14 protein-coding genes are annotated in these 16,507 nt (G+C 70.3%); 1 reads left to right on the plus strand and 13 read right to left on the minus strand.

Annotated features, from left to right (window positions below; all coding sequences use genetic code 11):
- Positions 1 to 38: 38 nt before the first annotated feature.
- From GPY60_RS00870 to GPY60_RS00885, 4 genes are all read right to left on the minus strand, one after another.
- Positions 39 to 1,229, minus strand: coding sequence for a ferredoxin reductase (locus GPY60_RS00870; protein ID WP_156685765.1), 1,191 nt, complete (start codon positions 1,227 to 1,229; stop codon positions 39 to 41).
- A 118-nt stretch (positions 1,230 to 1,347) separates the two neighbouring features.
- Positions 1,348 to 1,851 (minus strand): DUF6912 family protein, encoded by a 504-nt coding sequence (locus GPY60_RS00875; RefSeq protein WP_156685669.1) that lies wholly within the window; start codon positions 1,849 to 1,851, stop codon positions 1,348 to 1,350.
- Positions 1,851 to 2,717 (minus strand): polyphosphate kinase 2, encoded by an 867-nt coding sequence (ppk2, locus tag GPY60_RS00880; RefSeq protein WP_156685670.1) that lies wholly within the window; start codon positions 2,715 to 2,717, stop codon positions 1,851 to 1,853. Before ppk2 ends, GPY60_RS00875 begins: the two co-directional genes overlap by 1 nt.
- An 18-nt stretch (positions 2,718 to 2,735) precedes the next feature.
- A complete protein-coding gene (locus GPY60_RS00885) occupies positions 2,736 to 4,154 on the minus strand; it encodes a WS/DGAT/MGAT family O-acyltransferase (protein ID WP_156685671.1) in 1,419 nt (472 codons plus the stop codon).
- A 191-nt stretch (positions 4,155 to 4,345) separates the two neighbouring features.
- Here GPY60_RS00885 and GPY60_RS00890 point away from each other — a divergent pair, with 191 nt between their 5' ends.
- Positions 4,346 to 4,882, plus strand: coding sequence for an Rv3235 family protein (locus tag GPY60_RS00890; protein WP_156685672.1), 537 nt, complete (start codon positions 4,346 to 4,348; stop codon positions 4,880 to 4,882).
- 2 nt (positions 4,883 to 4,884) lie between these two features.
- Here the strand turns inward: GPY60_RS00890 and GPY60_RS00895 are convergent, their stop codons facing one another.
- From GPY60_RS00895 to lpqB, 9 genes are all read right to left on the minus strand, one after another.
- Positions 4,885 to 6,036, minus strand: a complete 1,152-nt coding sequence (locus GPY60_RS00895; RefSeq protein ID WP_156685673.1) for a cation:proton antiporter — start codon at positions 6,034 to 6,036, stop codon at positions 4,885 to 4,887.
- A gap of 4 nt (positions 6,037 to 6,040) precedes the next feature.
- Complete coding sequence (locus GPY60_RS00900; protein ID WP_156685674.1) at positions 6,041 to 6,523, minus strand: cation:proton antiporter regulatory subunit; 483 nt, start codon at positions 6,521 to 6,523, stop codon at positions 6,041 to 6,043.
- 81 nt (positions 6,524 to 6,604) lie between these two features.
- Positions 6,605 to 7,381, minus strand: coding sequence for a methanethiol S-methyltransferase (gene mddA, locus GPY60_RS00905; RefSeq protein ID WP_156685675.1), 777 nt, complete (start codon positions 7,379 to 7,381; stop codon positions 6,605 to 6,607).
- A gap of 71 nt (positions 7,382 to 7,452) precedes the next feature.
- The gene (locus tag GPY60_RS00910; protein ID WP_156685676.1) at positions 7,453 to 9,009 is read right to left on the minus strand and encodes an HD domain-containing phosphohydrolase; all 1,557 of its coding nucleotides are present in this window, start codon (positions 9,007 to 9,009) and stop codon (positions 7,453 to 7,455) included.
- 11 nt (positions 9,010 to 9,020) lie between these two features.
- The gene (locus GPY60_RS00915) at positions 9,021 to 9,764 is read right to left on the minus strand and encodes a hypothetical protein (RefSeq protein WP_156685677.1); all 744 of its coding nucleotides are present in this window, start codon (positions 9,762 to 9,764) and stop codon (positions 9,021 to 9,023) included.
- A 135-nt stretch (positions 9,765 to 9,899) separates the two neighbouring features.
- Positions 9,900 to 12,713 (minus strand): preprotein translocase subunit SecA, encoded by a 2,814-nt coding sequence (gene secA, locus GPY60_RS00920; RefSeq protein WP_156685678.1) that lies wholly within the window; start codon positions 12,711 to 12,713, stop codon positions 9,900 to 9,902.
- Between the two features lie 80 nt (positions 12,714 to 12,793).
- Positions 12,794 to 13,474, minus strand: a complete 681-nt coding sequence (gene hpf / locus GPY60_RS00925) for a ribosome hibernation-promoting factor, HPF/YfiA family (protein WP_156685679.1) — start codon at positions 13,472 to 13,474, stop codon at positions 12,794 to 12,796.
- A 353-nt stretch (positions 13,475 to 13,827) separates the two neighbouring features.
- The gene (locus GPY60_RS00930) at positions 13,828 to 14,457 is read right to left on the minus strand and encodes a ComF family protein (protein ID WP_156685680.1); all 630 of its coding nucleotides are present in this window, start codon (positions 14,455 to 14,457) and stop codon (positions 13,828 to 13,830) included.
- A 297-nt stretch (positions 14,458 to 14,754) separates the two neighbouring features.
- On the minus strand, positions 14,755 to 16,494 hold the full coding sequence (lpqB, locus tag GPY60_RS00940; RefSeq protein WP_156685766.1) for an MtrAB system accessory lipoprotein LpqB: 1,740 nt from the start codon (positions 16,492 to 16,494) through the stop codon (positions 14,755 to 14,757).
- Between the last annotated feature and the right edge of the window lie 13 nt (positions 16,495 to 16,507).

The following is a 16,507-nucleotide window of genomic DNA, read 5'->3' on the forward strand; positions in this document are numbered from 1 at the left end:
CGTAACCTACGATTCCGTAGGTTACCTGTGAGTAGCGGTCAGATGTCGAGCGCGCAGTCGCCCGAGGCGGCCGACACACACGTCTGGATTCGCGACCCGGGTTCGTGTTCCCGCCCCGTGCGAAGGTCCCGGACATGGCCGTCGACGAGGCTGACCACGCACGACTGGCAGATGCCCATCCGGCAGCCGAACGGCATCTGGACGCCGGCGCCCTCGCCCGCCTCCATCAGCGACGTCGCGGCGTCGGCGGTGACGGTGCGGCCGCTGCGGGCAAAGGTGACCGTTCCCCCAGCACCGGCGGGCGCGGCCCGGGACACCGCGAATCGCTCGAGGTGCAGCCGGTCGCCAACCCCCGCCGCCGACCAGATCTTCTCGGCCTGGGCGAGCATCCCCTCCGGCCCGCAGGCCCACGTCTGACGTTCGCGCCAGTCCGGCACCTGCTCGTCCAGGGAGGCCAGGTCGAGCCGGCCCTGCGTGCGCGTCTCGCGCAGCACCAGGCGATACCCCGGCTGGTCGGCCGCCAGCGCCGCCAGCTCGGAACGGAACATGACGTCGTCCTCCGTGCGCGCCGAGTGGACGTGCAGGACGTCGCGAATCTGGTTGCGGCGCGTCAGCGTCCGAAGCATCGACATCACCGGTGTGATGCCCGAGCCCGCCGTGAGGAACAGGATCGACGGCGGCGCGGGGTCGGGAAGCACGAAGTTGCCCTGTGGCGCGGCCAACCGGACGACGGTTCCCGGCTCGACACCGGCGACGAGGTGGGTGGACAGGAACCCCTCGGGCATCGCCTTGACCGTGATCGTGATGGTGCGGCGCGCGCCGGGGGTCGCGACCGGGCTGGACGTCAGCGAGTACGACCGCCAGCGCCAGCGCCCGTCGACCGGCAGCCCGATGCCGATGTACTGACCCGGCTGGTAGTCGAAATTGAAGCCCCAGCCCGGCTTGATCACCAGGGTGGCCGAATCCTCCGTCTCGCGGCGGACGGCAACGATGCGGCCCCGCAGCTCACGCGCGGACCACAGCGGGTTGGCCAGGTGCAGGTAATCGTCGGGCAACAGCGGCGTGGTGATGCGCGCGGCCAGCTTGCGCAACGCGTGCCAGCCCGGGTGCCGTTCGGCGCCGGCGATCACGGGACGCTTGGTGTCGACGACATTGCCCTTGATCAACGGGTTATGTCTGCCCAGCGGAAGCTCCTGCTCACTATGAGGCGTCTGGCTCAGGCCCAGCATAGTGGTTGACTCTGTGTGCTCCACGAAACCTACGGTACCGTAACCTACGGTACCGTAGCCAGGGCTGCGGGCCGCGAATGGCTCACACCGCCCTCGCCTGCGGCGGCGCGCTAAGCGCCTACAGCAGCTCGAGCAGGAACGGAAGTTCCTGGTTCGCGTACCACGCCAGGTCGTGGTCCAACGCGTCGCCGACCATGAGTTCGGCGTCCTCGTCACCCAGGTCGGCGGCGTCGATGACGTCGATTGCCCTGGCCACGTCGGGCTCGGCGTCGGCGTTGTCGACGTACGCGGCGATCACGTTCTCCATCGCGACGGGCGCGCCCACCCTGACGACGGCGTCGTCGAGGTCGGGCCGGCACGTCACGTCGTCGACGTCGGCGGTGAGCACCGCGCGGCGCCGCGGGAGTCCTTCGGCGTCGCCCGCCTCGTCCGCCAGCAGCCGCAGCGACGCCAGCGCCGCCTCGCGCAGCGCCACCTCGGCGAGCTCGTCGTCGTCGCCCTCGGCGTACGCCTCGCGCAGCGTCGGCGTCACAGCGAACGCCGTGCCGTTGACGGGCCACAACGAGCCGTCCGCCACCAGCTGCTGCAACATCGCCAGGGTGGCGGGGATATAGATCTGCATTAACGCCCGACCAGTGTCGCCGCATAGTCGTCGACGTAGGTCGACAGCTCGCGCGGCGGCCGATGGTAGTTGTCGCTGACGACGGGATGGTGTGGGAGTTTCACCTTCGGCTGGTCGACGTCCTCATAGGGAATGGTCGACAGTAGGTGGGCCATCATGTTGAGCCGGGCGTGCTTCTTGATGTCGGATTCCACCACGTACCACGGGCTGACCGGCGTATCGGTGTGCACCATCATCTCGTCCTTGGCGCGGGAGTAGTCCTCCCACCGGTACACCGACTCGAGGTCCATCGTGCTCAGCTTCCATTGGCGCACAGGGTCATTCATTCGCGCCCTGAACCGGCGCAGCTGCTCACCCTCGGAGACGGAGAACCAGTACTTGCGCAACAAAATTCCGTCGTCGATCAGCATTTGCTCGAACAGCGGCGTCTGCCGCAAGAACAGCACGTACTCCTGGGGTGTGCAGAATCCCATGACCTTCTCGATGCCGGCGCGGTTGTACCACGACCGGTCGAACAGCACGATCTCGCCCTTGGCGGGCAGGTGGGCGATGTAGCGCTGGTAGTACCACTGCCCGCGCTCGCGTTCGGTGGGCACCGGCAGCGCGGCGACCTGCACGACCCGGGGGCTGAGGTATTCGGTGATCCGTTTGATCGCACCGCCCTTGCCCGCGGCGTCCCGGCCCTCGAAGAGCACCACGATCCGCGCGCCGGTATGCCGCACCCACTCCTGCAGCTTCACGAATTCCGTTTGGAGGCGGAATAATTCGGCTCGGTAGACGGCATCGGAAATCTTGCGTGCGCCTTTGCCGGACGATTTGCTCTTCTTCGCCGGTGCCGGCGCGCCGTCGTTTGTCGCGGTGCTCACATCAACGAATGATAGAGACTATCTGGACGCTTCCAGCAGTTCCTCGAGCGATTGGCTCAACAGGGCGGGCAGCAGGTCGACGTCGCTCATCGCCTCGCGGTCGGCGTTGATGCCGAAGTAGAGCATGCCGTTGTAGGACGTGACGCTGATCGCCAACGCCTGGTTGTGCAGCAGCGGTGGCACGGCATACGTCTCCAGCAGCTTGGTCCCGGCGATGTACATCTGCGACTGCGCGCCCGGGGCGTTGGTGATCAACAGGTTGAACGTGCGCCGGGAGAAGCTGGGAAAGTCGGTGGCGACGCGGATGCCCATGGCGTGCAGCGTCGGTGGCGCGAACCCCGAGAGTGTGACGATGGTCTGGGCGTCGACCAGGCTCCCGGCTGTCGGGTTGGACTCCGTGGCGTGCGCGATCTGCGACAGCCGGACCACGGCGTTGGGCTCCCCCACCGGCAGGTCGACCAGAAACGGCGTCACCTGGCTGATCGCCTGGCCGGGGCCCGTCGCGTCGAGCTGGCCGTCCGCGTAGACCGACAGGGGCGCCATCGCGCGGACCGTCGCGGTAGCCGACACCGCCACCCCGCGCGACATCAGCCAGTTGCCCAGCGCGCCGGCGATCACCGCGAGCACCACGTCGTTGACGTCGCACTCGTAACGGGCGCGCACGGCGCGGTAATCCTCGAGGCTGCCGCGCGCGACCGTGAACCGCCGGTGGCGCGAGACCGGCGCGTTGAGCGGGCTGCTCGGCGCGGTGCCGCGCGCGACGTTGCGGGCGAAATCGAGGGCGCGGCGGCCGGCGCCGACGAGCTCGCCGTAGTTGGTCGGCAGCCCCGCGATCGCCGACCCCACGGCCCGCACCTGCGCTCCCGGGGTGCCCAGCAAGTCGCCGATCGCCCCCAACACCAGCCGGGTGTTGCCGGGGTCGCGTTCCGGAACCCAGATGTCCTCGGGGAACGGCGGCGACCTCCTGGTGCGGTCGGCGATGACCTGGTCGATCTCGGGGGCGGTCATGCCGTTGACCAGCGCCTGGTGCGACTTGGTGTACAGCGCGACGCGGTTCTTCGCCAATCCCTCGACGAGGTACATCTCCCACAGGGGACGCGACTTGTCGAGAGGCCGGGCGGCCAGCCGCGCGATCAGCTCGTGCAGCTGTTCGTCGCTGCCGGGCGAGGGCAGCGCCGAGCGCCGCACGTGGTAGGTGATGTCGAAGTCGTTGTCGTCGATCCACACCGGCCGGGCCGGTCCGACGCGCACCTCGCGGACCTTCTGCCGGTAGCGGGGCACCTGCGGCAACCGCTTCTCGACGGTCGCCAGCAGCGTCTCGTAGCTCAGGCCGGCGCGCGGGCGACGCAGGATCGACAGCGACCCCACGTACATCGGCGTGGTCGTGTTCTCCAGCCGGTAGAAGGACGCGTCCGAAGGGGACAACCGGGTCACCATTACGGCGCTGTCCTCCTTGTCATTTCACGGGGTCTACCCACGTCGCCGCCCACGGTAATCGCCCGGCGGCCGCGCTGCTCGGCGCGGGTACGCGTGCGCGCGACTTGTGCCATGATGACCACTGACCGACCACCGTCTGCACCTCTCCAGCAGGCTCTTGTAGGCAATTCGAGCTCAGTGGAGAGTGCGCGTTGACCAGCAGCCCCGTCATAGGCCCGCGCGACGCCTTCGCCGTCGTGCCCGTCGTCGACTACGAGCCGCCGGCGCAGGACGTGCCGCGCAACGCCGCGCGGTGCCGGCCATCATCCCATGCGCCGTCCCTGCGCCGGCGCCGGCCACAACCCGCGCCGCCCGCTGCCCCGCCGGCCGGCGCCATGTCCGCGCCGATGCGGCAGGCGGCGATGTTCGCCGACGCCGCGCTGCGCCGGGTCCTCGAGGTCATCGACCGCCGTCGCCCGGCCGGGCAGCTGCGGCCGATGCTGGCGCCCACCCTCGTGGACTCGGTGGCCTCGGCGGCCCGCTCCCTGGCCGGGCACGCACCGGCGCAGGCCGCGGTGCTGCGCCGGACGCGGCTGCAGCCCGCCGGTCACCGCGACCCGGACAGCGCGGCGGAGGTGTTCGGCTGCTACAGCCGCGGGGGCCGGATGCACGCCATCGCCTGCCGCGTGGAACTCGTGCCGGCCGGCGACGCGCCCCGGTGGCAGGTGGTGGCCCTCCACATCGGGTGACCTCAGGGGGCGGCTTTGGCCGGCAACGGGCCGCCCGTGTAGCGCGCCAGCACGGGCCCGACGATCGCCATGACGAACACGTACGACGTCGCCAGCGCGGCGACGGCCGGGATCGAGGTCCCGGCGAGCCCGATGATGATCAGCGAGAACTCGCCCCGCGCGATGAGCGCCGCGCCCGCGCGCAGCTGACCCCGGCGCGCCACACCGTCACGCCGGGCGGCGAAGGCCCCGGTGAGCATTTTGGTCGCGGCGGTCACCGCGGCCAACGCCAGCGCCGCCGGGAGCATCGGGACCAGCTCGTGCGGGTCCACCGAGAACCCGATCGCCAGAAAGAAGATCGCGGCGAACAGGTCGCGCAGCGGGCTGAGCACCCGGCGCGCCCTGTCGGCCGTCTTCCCGGTCAGCGTCAGCCCCACGAGGAAGGCGCCGCGGGCCGCCGAGGCGTGCAGCGATTCGGCCACCGCCGCCACGATCAGCGTGATCCCCAGGACCCTCAGCAGCAGCTGCTCGGAGTCGGGGTGCTCCACCAGCCTGCCGACGTGATGGCCCCAGTGATAGGACGCCGCGAACGCCGCCACCAGCGCGCCGACCGCGGCGCACATGCCGCCGATCGCCCGCAGCCACCCCCCGCCCGACGCCAGAACCGCGAACAGCGGCAGGTAGGCCGCCATCGCGAAGTCCTCGAGCACCAGAACCGACAGCACCGCGGGCGTCTCCCGGTTCCCGAGCCGGTTCAGGTCGCCGAGCAGCCGGGCGACGACGCCCGACGACGAGATGTAGGTGACGCCGGCCAGGCACAGGATCGCGACGCCGTCCAGGCCCAGCAGCCAGCCGGCGACCGCACCGGGCGTCGCGTTGAGGACGAGGTCCACGCCCGCGGACGGCAGGTGGTGGCGCAGGCTGCTGGCGAACTCGGTGGCGGAGAACTCCAGGCCCAGGGTGAGCAGCAGCAGGACGACGCCGATGGGCGCGCTGGTGGCGACGAAGTCGCCGGCGGCCGCCACCGGCAGTATCCCGCCCTTGCCCAGCGCCAGGCCGGCCAGCAGGTACACCGGTATGGGGGACAACGCGAACCGGCGCGCCACGGCCCCCAGGATGGCCAGCCCCGCCAGGAGGGCGCCCAGCTGTAGCAGCAGCGTCCCCGAAATCTGCACCGGCTCAGCCCTTTTCGATGATCTGCTCGACACCGGCGATGCCGTCTTCGGTGCCGATCACGATCAAAACGTCTCGGGCGCGCAGGATCTCGGCCGGCCCCGGCGAGGCGAGCACCTCGTCGTTGCGCACGATCGCCACGATCGACGCGCCGGTGAGGGTGCGGGCGCGGGTGTCTCCCAGCGGACGGTCGACGAAGGGGCCGCCGGCGACGATGTGGACCTGACCCGTCTCCAGCCCGGGGATCTCCCGGGCCAATTCGGTGAACCGCTCGGCGATGCGCGGCGCCCCCAGGATCTGGGCCAGGGCCTCGGCCTCTTCGTCGGTGAGGTGCAGGAGCGGACGGGCCTGGTCCGGGTCCTCGCGGGCGTAGACGACGACGTCGAAGTCACCGCCGCGCCGGGCGATCACGCCGATCCGGTCGCCCTTGTGGTCAGTGAACTCGTAGCGGAGGCCGACGCCCGGGAGCAGGACCTCCTTGACATCCATACCCGAAACATACCGGGGATGTGCGACGGCTCGGCGGCCGTACCGAGCCGATGCACACCAACCTCATATGTGGGCGGATCGTCAGTGCCGCACGGGGCACGCGCTGGCCGGACGGTCCGCCTCGGTGGCGTGCCGGCGCTTGAGGGGCACCAGCATCGGCACGTCACGGCGGTATTGGCGATACGCGTCGCCCAGCACGGCGACCAGGTCGCGCTCTTCGATCTGCACGGCGATCAGGATGTAGGCCGTCATGCCGAGCGTGAACACCAGGTGGCCGGCCGTCATGGTGGGCGCGGCCCAGAAGGCGACGAGGAAGCCGAGCATCAGCGGGTGCCGCACCAGCCGATAGAGCAGGCGGGCGTGAAAGCCGATGTGGCTGTACGGCTTTCCTCGCCACGCCAGGTAGACCTGCCGCAGGCCGAACAGGTCGAAGTGGCTGACCATGAACGTCGACGCCAGTGCGATGCCCCAGCCGAGCCAGAACAGCGCCCACACCACGGCGCGTCCCGCCGGCTGCCGCACGTCCCAGACGACGGCGTCCATGGTCCGCCATTGCCAGTACAGCAGTCCCAGCACCGCGCTGGCGATCACCACGTACGTGCTGCGCTCGATGGACGGCGGCACGAATCGGGTCCACCACCTCTTGAACGCCGGGCGCGCCATGACGCTGTGCTGGACGCCGAACGCGCCGACCAGCAGCACGTTCACTACGAGCGCCTCGCCCAGGGGTGCCGGCAGTCCGTGGTCGACGGTTCGGGGCACCCACGAATCGGCAAGGAAGGCAACGAGATACAGGAAGGCCGCGAGAAACAGCAGGTAGGCCGCGGCGCCGTAACCGATGGTCAAGTATCGCTTCATGGGCTTAAGTGTCCGCCGCGCAAGGGCATTGGGATATAGGTCATTTGCCTCAACTTCGCCCGCGCGCCGGCCTAGTCAGAATTGACTAGGCCGTGCCGAAGGGCGTACATGCTGGCGCCGATGCGGTTGGAGACGCCGATCTTGGCGTACGTGCGCTCCACGTGGTTGCGGGCGGTCTTCTCGCTGATCACCAGCGACGCCGCGATCTCCTTGTTGGACGCGCCGCGGGCGACCAGGCACAGCACCTCGATCTCCCGCGGGGTCAGCCCGTCCGGGCGCAGGTTCACCCGGCGCGCGGGCTGCCCGGCGGCGTGTAGCACGGCCTCCACGGCCACGGAGTCGAGTTCACCGGCCTGGACCCTGGCCCGCAACCGCCGGGCCGCGCCGCCGGCGGGCAACGCCTCGCGATACGGCCTTGGCTCACAGGCGGATTGATAGCTCACGGCGGCGGCCAGGATGCGGTCGGGCAGGCCGAGCGCGCCGCCGTCGAGCCCCCGCGGGTATCCCGAGCCGTCGAGGCACTCGTGGTGGTTGCCCGCGACCTGTGCCAGGCGGCGCAGACCGGGCACCTGCTCGAGGATCCGGACCGTGAAATAGGGATGCAGCCGCACGCGCTCGAACTCGGCCGCCGTCAACGGATTTGCGCTGGACCAGATCTGGTTGGAGACCCCGATGCGGCCCAGGTCATGGATGTGGCCCGCTCGGCGGGTGAGCGCGGCGCCGTCGGCGTCCATCCCGGCGGCCAGCGCCGCGTCGCCGGCGAGGCGGGCCACCTCTCGCGAATGCCCCAAAGTGAAGGGGCATTTGAGGTCGACGAAGTCGCCGAGCGCGATCAGCAGCGTGTCCAGCGCCTCGTCGTCGAGGCGCTGATGGTGGTCCGGGGCCGCCCGCAGCGCCGCCGCCCACGCGTCGCCGGGCTGGGGGCCGTCGAGGACCTCTCCGGAGTGGCTCAGCAACGCGTCGACAACCTGCGGATCGAATTGCCCGCCGCGCCGCTCGCGCGCCATGGCCAGCGCGCCCTCCATGCCGTACGCGCGGTGGTGGACCTCCACCATGTCGGCCACCTGGGCGATGCGCATGTGGATCGGGATCTCGTCACCCCGCGCGCCGGCGGGCAGCCCGCCGCCGTCATAGCGCTCGAAGGTGTAGGCCAGCGCGGCCTGCACGCCGGGATCCAGGCCGATCCGGTCGGCCAGCAGGGCGGCGGACGTGCAGTGCGAGTGGATCAGCCGGGAGATGTGTCCGCGCGCGTTGACCATGAGCGTCGCCATCATGCTCAGCCGTTGCGCCAGCGGCCGACCGCGCGCGACGTTGCCGGCGAGGAAGCGAAGGTAGGGCAACCCGGACCAGTCGACCAGGTAGGAGTCGTGGCGCACCGCGATGTCGTCGCCGAACCACCGGGCGTACTCGTGCGAGTCGGCGTGGCAGCCGATCCACATGATCAGCGTTGTGTAGTAGGTGGTTTCGCGCTGCTGCTCGCTCAGGCCGAGCCGGTCGGCGAGCCTGGTCGCGATCAGCGCGGCGCGAAGCATGTGCTCGGCGGGCTGCCCCAGGCCGAGGTCGATCGCGACCGACAGCGCCGCCAGCATCTCCGCGCGGGTCGGCGGCTCGGGCGCCGAGGAAGGCATAAGCCCCATTGTCACCTGATCAGCGTGGGCGGAACAGCCTGATGACGGTTATCGTCGAACGCCTCGAACCGCCCCGAGCCCACAACGAACAGGCCGCGCTGTGGGGGCGCGAACCCGCCCAGCCGGGCCTGCGTGCGCAGCCGCCCGAGCGGCCCGAGGTCCGACCCGTCGAGGACCGCCCGCGACCGCGAAACCGCCCACAGCAGCTTGGGCGCGATCATGAAGCGTTGCCCGTTGGGCACGACACCCGACAGCCGGACCTGTCCGGCGCCCAGCACGGGGCGCGCCGCCTTGCCCAGAAGGCCGAGCACGGTGGGGTTGGTCCACGCGGCGGCCGGAAGCCGCTCGCCGACCATGCTCATCAGCCGCGTCGACGGCGTCGCCTGCAAATCGATGTGCCATTCGAGCAGTCCCGGAATCGCCACGCAGAGCGACCACGGGGTGACCCAGGCGACGTCGATCTCGCACTGCACCGGGTCGGTCGGGGTGGCCGAGCTGAAGAACCGCGCGCAGCTCTGCGGGCCGGGGGTGGTGGCGTAGAACGTCCACGTGCCGCCGGGGTCGCGATGCCAGACCGAGCGGTAACCGGGCGAGAACGACGTCGCGGGAAAGTGCCGCAGGGCGAGGTAGTGCCCGCTGGCGAAGGGTAGGCCCATCACGCCGAAGCCGACGAACCGTTCGTCGTCCCCGGAGGGCAGGCGGGGGTCATTGAGGACGGCCGTGGCCGCGTCGAGGGGGGTGCGTGTGGTGGTCATGCACCGAGACTGCCCGTCAACTCCCGGCGGGCGCATGGGGCGAGTGCCTCAAATCTCGCGGGCGCTGTGACCGTAGCGTCACGCTCGGCGCCGAGTGTGACTGCAGCGTCACGCCCGGGAAGGCGAGGCCCGAGGCTAGCGCTTCTTCACCGATTTCGGCGGCTTGGCGCCGCGGCCCTGCTGCCGCGCGGCCGCGCGGCGCTCACGGCGAGAGCCGACACCGGCGGGCGCCTTCTGCCCATTGCCGCCGTTGCGCTGCACCTCCGCGGAGCCGTCCTCCGCCGGACCGGAGTAGGTCAGGGCTGGCTGCTCGTCGTCGATTCCCTTGGCGTGCAGCACACTTCGCGGCTCTTCGCGCGTCTCGACGGCCGCTTCCTGCTCCGGCTGCTTGCCGAGCTCGGCCAGCCCTTCGGGCACGGCAACCGGCGCCACCTGGGGGGCGGGCACGGCCTCGACGGTGACGTTGAACAGGAACCCGACCGACTCCTCCTTCATGCCGTCGAGCATGGCCATGAACATGTCGAAGCCCTCGCGCTGGTACTCCACCAACGGGTCGCGCTGCGCCATGGCCCGCAGCCCGATGCCCTCCTTGAGGTAGTCCATCTCGTAGAGGTGCTCGCGCCACTTGCGGTCGATGACGTTGAGCAGGACGTTGCGTTCCAGCTGGCGCATCGCGCCCTCGCCGGCGATCTCCTCCAGCTCGGCTTCCCTTGCGGCGTAGGCCCTTTCGGCGTCCTTGAGCAACGCCTCCAGCAGCTCCTCGCGGGTGAGGTCGTCGCGCTCGGAGTCCGAATCCGGACGCATCAGCGTCTCGTGGCTGATCCCCACCGGGTACAGCGTCTTGAGCGCGGTCCACAGGGCGTCGAGGTCCCAGTCCTCGGCGTAGCCCTCGGCCGTCGCGCCGTTGACGTAGGCGGTGATGACGTCGCGCAGCATGTCCAGCGCCTGTTCCTTGAGGTTCTCGCCCTCCAGGATGCGGCGGCGCTCGGCGTAGACCACCTTGCGCTGCTGGTTCATCACCTCGTCGTACTTCAGGACGTTCTTGCGGACCTCGAAGTTCTGCTGCTCGACCTGGGTCTGCGCGCTCTTGATCGCCCGGGTGACCATCTTGGCCTCGATCGGCACGTCGTCGGGCAAATTGAGGCGGTTGAGCATCGCCTCGAGCGCGGCGCCGTTGAACCGGCGCATCAGCTCGTCACCCAGCGACAGGTAGAAACGCGACTCCCCCGGGTCGCCCTGCCGGCCGGAGCGGCCGCGCAACTGGTTGTCGATGCGGCGCGACTCGTGGCGCTCGGTGCCCAGTACGTACAGCCCGCCCGCCTCGATCACCTCGGCGGCCTCCTTGCCGGCCTCCTCCTTGACCTTGGGCAGCTCCTCGTGCCAGGCCGCCTCGTACTCCTCGGGCGTCTCGACCGGGTCGAGGCCGCTCTCGCGCAGCCGCAGGTCGGTGAGGAAGTCGACGTTGCCGCCCAGCACGATGTCGGTGCCGCGGCCGGCCATGTTGGTGGCGACCGTGACGCCACCGCGCCGGCCCGCGACCGCGACGATCTGCGCCTCCTGCTCGTGGTACTTCGCGTTGAGCACGTTGTGCGGGATGCGGCGCTTCTGGAATTGGCGCGACAGGTACTCCGAGCGCTCGACGCTGGTGGTGCCGATGAGCACCGGCTGGCCCTTCTCGTAGCGCTCGGCGACGTCGTCGACCACCGCGATGTACTTGGCCTCCTCGGTCTTGTAGATGAGGTCGGACTGGTCGGTGCGGACCATCGGCTTGTTGGTCGGGATCGGCACCACGCCGAGCTTGTAGATCTCGTGCAGCTCGGCCGCCTCGGTCTGGGCGGTGCCCGTCATGCCGGAGAGCTTGTCGTAGAGCCGGAAGTAGTTCTGCAGGGTGATCGTGGCGAGCGTCTGGTTCTCCGCCTTGATCTCGACGTGCTCCTTGGCCTCGATGGCCTGGTGCATGCCCTCGTTGTAGCGGCGGCCGTAGAGCACGCGGCCGGTGAACTCGTCGACGATCAGCACCTCGCCGTCGCGCACGATGTAGTCCTTGTCGCGGGTGAACAGCTCCTTGGCCTTCAGCGCGTTGTTGAGGTAGCTGACCAGCGGCGAGTTGGCCGCCTCGTAGAGGTTGTCGATGCCGAGCTGGTCCTCGACGAACTCCACGCCCAGCTCGTGCACGCCGACGGTGCGCTTGCGCAGGTCGACCTCGTAGTGGACGTCCTTCTCCATCAGCGGCGCCAGCCGGGCGAACTCCAGGTACCAGTTGGAGGCGCCGTCGGCCGGTCCCGAGATGATCAGGGGCGTGCGGGCCTCGTCGATCAGGATGGAGTCGACCTCGTCGACGATGGCGAAGTTGTGCCCGCGCTGGACCAGCTCCTCCAGCGAGTGCGCCATGTTGTCGCGCAGGTAGTCGAAGCCGAACTCGTTGTTGGTGCCGTAGGTGATGTCGGCGTTGTAGGCGACGCGACGCTCGTCGGGCGTCATCTGCGCGAGGATCACCCCGACCTCCAGGCCGAGGAAGCGGTGCACGCGGCCCATCCACTCGCTGTCGCGTTTGGCCAGGTAGTCGTTGACGGTCACGACGTGCACCCCCTTGCCGCCGATGCCGTTGAGGTAGGCCGGCAGCACCGAGGTCAGGGTCTTGCCCTCACCGGTCTTCATCTCGGCGACGTTGCCGAAGTGCAGCGCCGCCGCGCCCATCACCTGCACGTCGAAGGGCCGCTGGTCGAGCACCCGCCAGGCCGCCTCCCGGGCCACCGCGAACGCCTCGGGCAGCAGGTCGTCGAGGCTTTCGCCGTCGGCGTGGCGCTTCTTGAACTCGTCGGTCTTGGCCCGGAGCTCGGCGTCGGTCAGCTTCTCGACGTCGTCGGAGAGGGTGTTGACGTAGTCAGCCACCCGACTGAGACGTTTGAGCATGCGACCTTCGCCAAGGCGCAGCAACTTCGACAGCACGGTGTTGTCCCCTGTTTGTTAGGAGTCTTTCTTCAAGCGACTCCCATGGTAGGTGACAACCCGGTAAGGGCCGTCCAGCCTCAGGCGAGCCGGATAAGTCCGTAGTCGTAGGCGTGCCGCCGGTAGACCACGCAGGGCCGCTCCGTCTGCTTGTCGTGGAACAGGAAGAAGTCGTGCCCGACGAGCTCCATCTCGTAGAGCGCGTCGTCGACCGTCATCGGGGTGGCCGGGTGCTCCTTGGTGCGGACGATCCGGCCGGGCTCGTGATCGACCTGGCCGTCGACGGCGGCGCCGTCACGCTCGACCGGCGCCTCGGGAGCGATCTGCGGTTCGGGCGGCGGCACGACCGCGGTGGCGGCGGCCAAAGACACAGGCGTCTTGTCGCCGTAGTGCACCTTGCGGCGATCCTTGACGCGGCGCAGCCGGTTCTCGAGCTTGTTGACCGCCGTCTCGAATGCGGCGTAGAAGCTGTCCGCGCACGCCTCCGCCCGGCTCACCGGCCCGCGGCCGCGAGCGGTGATCTCCACCCGCTGACACGATTTGCGCTGACGCCGGTTGGGCGCGTGTTTGAGCTCGACGTCGAAGAGATAGATGGAGCGGTCGAACCGCTCGACCCGGGCGAGTTTCTGCGACACGTAGACGCGGTAGTGGTCGGGGATCTCCACGTTGCGGCCCTTGAACACGACCTCGGCCGTGAGCGTCGCTTCGGGCTGCGTATCGGTTTCTGCCGGCGGTTGATCCAGAATTTGAGTGGAATCCACGGTGTGCCTTGACATACGGGACAACTCGTTTCTCTCGTCACGTCGCACGCGCCCTGCGTGCCGGGCCTTCACGAACGCGCCGACGGGGGTGGAAACGGTGTCGAAGAGAAGCGACCACCGCGCAGGCTGCCCGCCGGTGCAAGGTGTCGAATACTCACCCCTTCCCGTAGCGGGTCAGACCACGAAAGTCATTGGATGTTGTCCTCGACGTTAACCCCTGTTCGGCGTGGCATGCCACTGATTCCGCTGAGCTGTTGCGAGTTCTTCACATGCGCTGTCGTCGAACGTCGATTCATTGCGCAGAATTGCTTGTTTGTTCGACAACCAGTCCACGTTCGGCGGATGCCCGGCGCTCACGCGGCCGCGATCACCAGCACCGCGGCAACGTCGACCCCGGCGGCGTGCAGCACCCGCACCGCCTCGCGGGCCGTCGCCCCGGTGGTCACGATGTCGTCGACGACCACGACCTCGGTGGCGGGCCGCCCGCGCAGCGCGACGCGGCCGGCGATGTTGCGTTCACGCGCCGCGGTGCCCAGGCCGACCGAGTCACGCGCCAGCCCCCGCATCCGCAGCGCCGGCGCGACGGCGATCTCGGGATGCGCGGCCACCGCGGCCCGCGCCACCCGGGTGACCGGGTCGCCGCCGCGTCGTCGCGCGGCCGTTCGCCGGGTCGGGGCGGGAACGATCGTCAGCGGCGTTTCGACGAGGCCCCACGTCACCAGCCGATGCACGCCGAGGGCCAGCGCGCGCGAGAGGGGCCCGACGAGATCGCCGCGACCGCGTTCCTTCAGCGCCACGATGGCCCGGCGCCGCGCCCCGGCGTAGCGGCCGAGCGCGAACACCGGCACGCCGGGATCGGCGCGCGGGTTGACCACGTGCGGCTCGTCGCACCCGACGGCCAGCTCGGCGGCGCACGCTTCGCACCAGCGGGACGACGGCGCCCCGCAGCCGCCGCATTCCACGGGCAGGATCAGGTCGAGCACCCGGCCAGTGTGGCGGACCGGGCCGACAGGTTAGTCCAATGGTGGCGACCCGCTCGCCCGGCTACGCCGCGCTTGCGATCGCCACTACCCGATGGCGGCGACCCGCTCGCCCGGCTATGCCGCGCTTGCGATCGCCACTACCCGATGGCGGCGACCCGCTGCGCCCGGCTACTGCTTGGCGGCGACCCGCATCGCCCGGCTACGCCGCGCTCGCGATCGCCGCTGCCGCGCTTGCGATCGCCGCTACCCGATGGCGGCGACCCGCTGCGCCCGGCTTCGCCGCGCTTGCGATCGCCGCTACCCGGGCATCACCGGGGCTGCGCCGGGCACCGCCAGGCCGGAGACGTCCGACCACCCCTCGCCCTCGGCGGCCGACGCCGAGTACTGCACCACGCCCTGCGGGGCGGCGACGTAGATGGTCGACGGGTTGGCCGCGACCGTCGACACCGGGAGCTGCACGCCGCGGGCCGGCGCGTCGGAGTTCACCCCGTCGAGGTTCACATACGACACCGGGTGGCTCGCGTCGGTGCGCGTCACCACGATGTCGTCGCCGGTGCGCCAGGACAGCGACACCACCGAGTTGCCCAGCCCGAACCCGAGCCGACGCGGGTAGGTCAGCGCGTACTGCCCGGCCTGGGTCTGCTCCACGGCGGCGAGGATCACCTGGCCGTTGATCACCATCGTGGCCCGCGTGCTGTCGCGGGAGAGCTGCAGGTCGGTGATCGGGCCGGGGAACTTGCTGGCGACCGCGACCGAGTCCACCGGGATGCGGGCCGGCTGCCCCGACGCCGGCTCCTGAATCGCCCGCAGCACGTTGTTGCCGTCCACCACGGTCCAGACGGCGTCGTCCAGCGACCAGCTGGGCCGCGTCAGGCTGTGCCCGTCGGCCGACTGGACGGCCTCGCCGCCGAGGTCGCCGATCCACAGCGACGCCGCCTGGTCGGGCGCGCCGCGCCGCAGCGTCACGATCGAGGCCGCCTGCCGCCCGTTGCGCGACAGCGCCGCCCCGGTCTGGTCACCCATCCGCCCGAAGGCCCCCGGAACGGTCGTGATCCGCTGGCCGTCGAGGCCGACGAGCGACCCGTTGATCAGCGCGTGCACCCCCGCGCCGGCTCCGTCGGCCACGCCGGGGTCGGTGGCGGCGACGTCGGAGGTGGTCCATCCCTCGGCGAAGCGGTCGTCGAGCGGCGCGCCGTCGGCGTTGATCACGTAGGGGCCGCGGATGTCGGCGCGGGCCAGCGTCCAGATGATCTGCGCGGCCAGTAACGCCCGGCTGTGCGGGTCGGTGGTGGACAGCTTCTCGAGCTCGACGCGGGCGCCGCCGTACCCGCGCCCGATGCCGTTCTTGCCGCCGTCGGCACGGGTCACCGGCCCGCGCAGCCGCAGCGGCGGCGCGAGCAGGTTGCGGACGGTGTGCGCCATCTCGGGCCGCGGTCCGGCGACCAGCTTGGAAATCAGCTCGGTGGCGAGCGCGTCGTGGTCGGGCACCGCGACGTAGCGCGGGTCGGGGACCACCGTCTTGCCGGTCGGGTCGGCGAAGTACAGCGTGTTGCGCTTGTAGGTCGCCTGGAACTGCTGCCAGTCCAGGAACACCCCGTTGGGCAGCCGGTCGATGCGCCATCCCCCGGACGTCTTGACCAGCTCGATGGTGCCCGGGTCGGGCAACACCCCCTCGGCGGTCTCGAACACCCCCACGTCGGACAGCGAGCCCAGGATATCGGCCCGCATGTTGGCCGAAACCCGTTCGGCCCCACGGGTTTCCACGAACACGACGTGGTCGATGAGCAGCGCGCTACCCGCGTCGTCCCACGAGTTGGACGCCGACTGGGTGAGGAACTGCCGCGCCGCCAGGTGCCGGTTCGCCGGGTCGGCGGTGGCCTTGAGGAACTCGCGCAGCAGCACGTCGGGGTCCATGCCCGGGGTCGGCTTGGGCAGGTTCGACGGGGCCGGCCGCTCGACGGTGCCGATGGCCTGCGGCGCCGACGAATTGGGCACACCCGCGCAGCCGGCGACCACGACCGCCAGCAGCATCAGCATCAGCAGCTTTCGC

The sequence above is a fragment of the Mycobacterium sp. Marseille-P9652 genome, assembly GCF_902652685.1.
Classification (GTDB): domain Bacteria; phylum Actinomycetota; class Actinomycetes; order Mycobacteriales; family Mycobacteriaceae; genus Mycobacterium.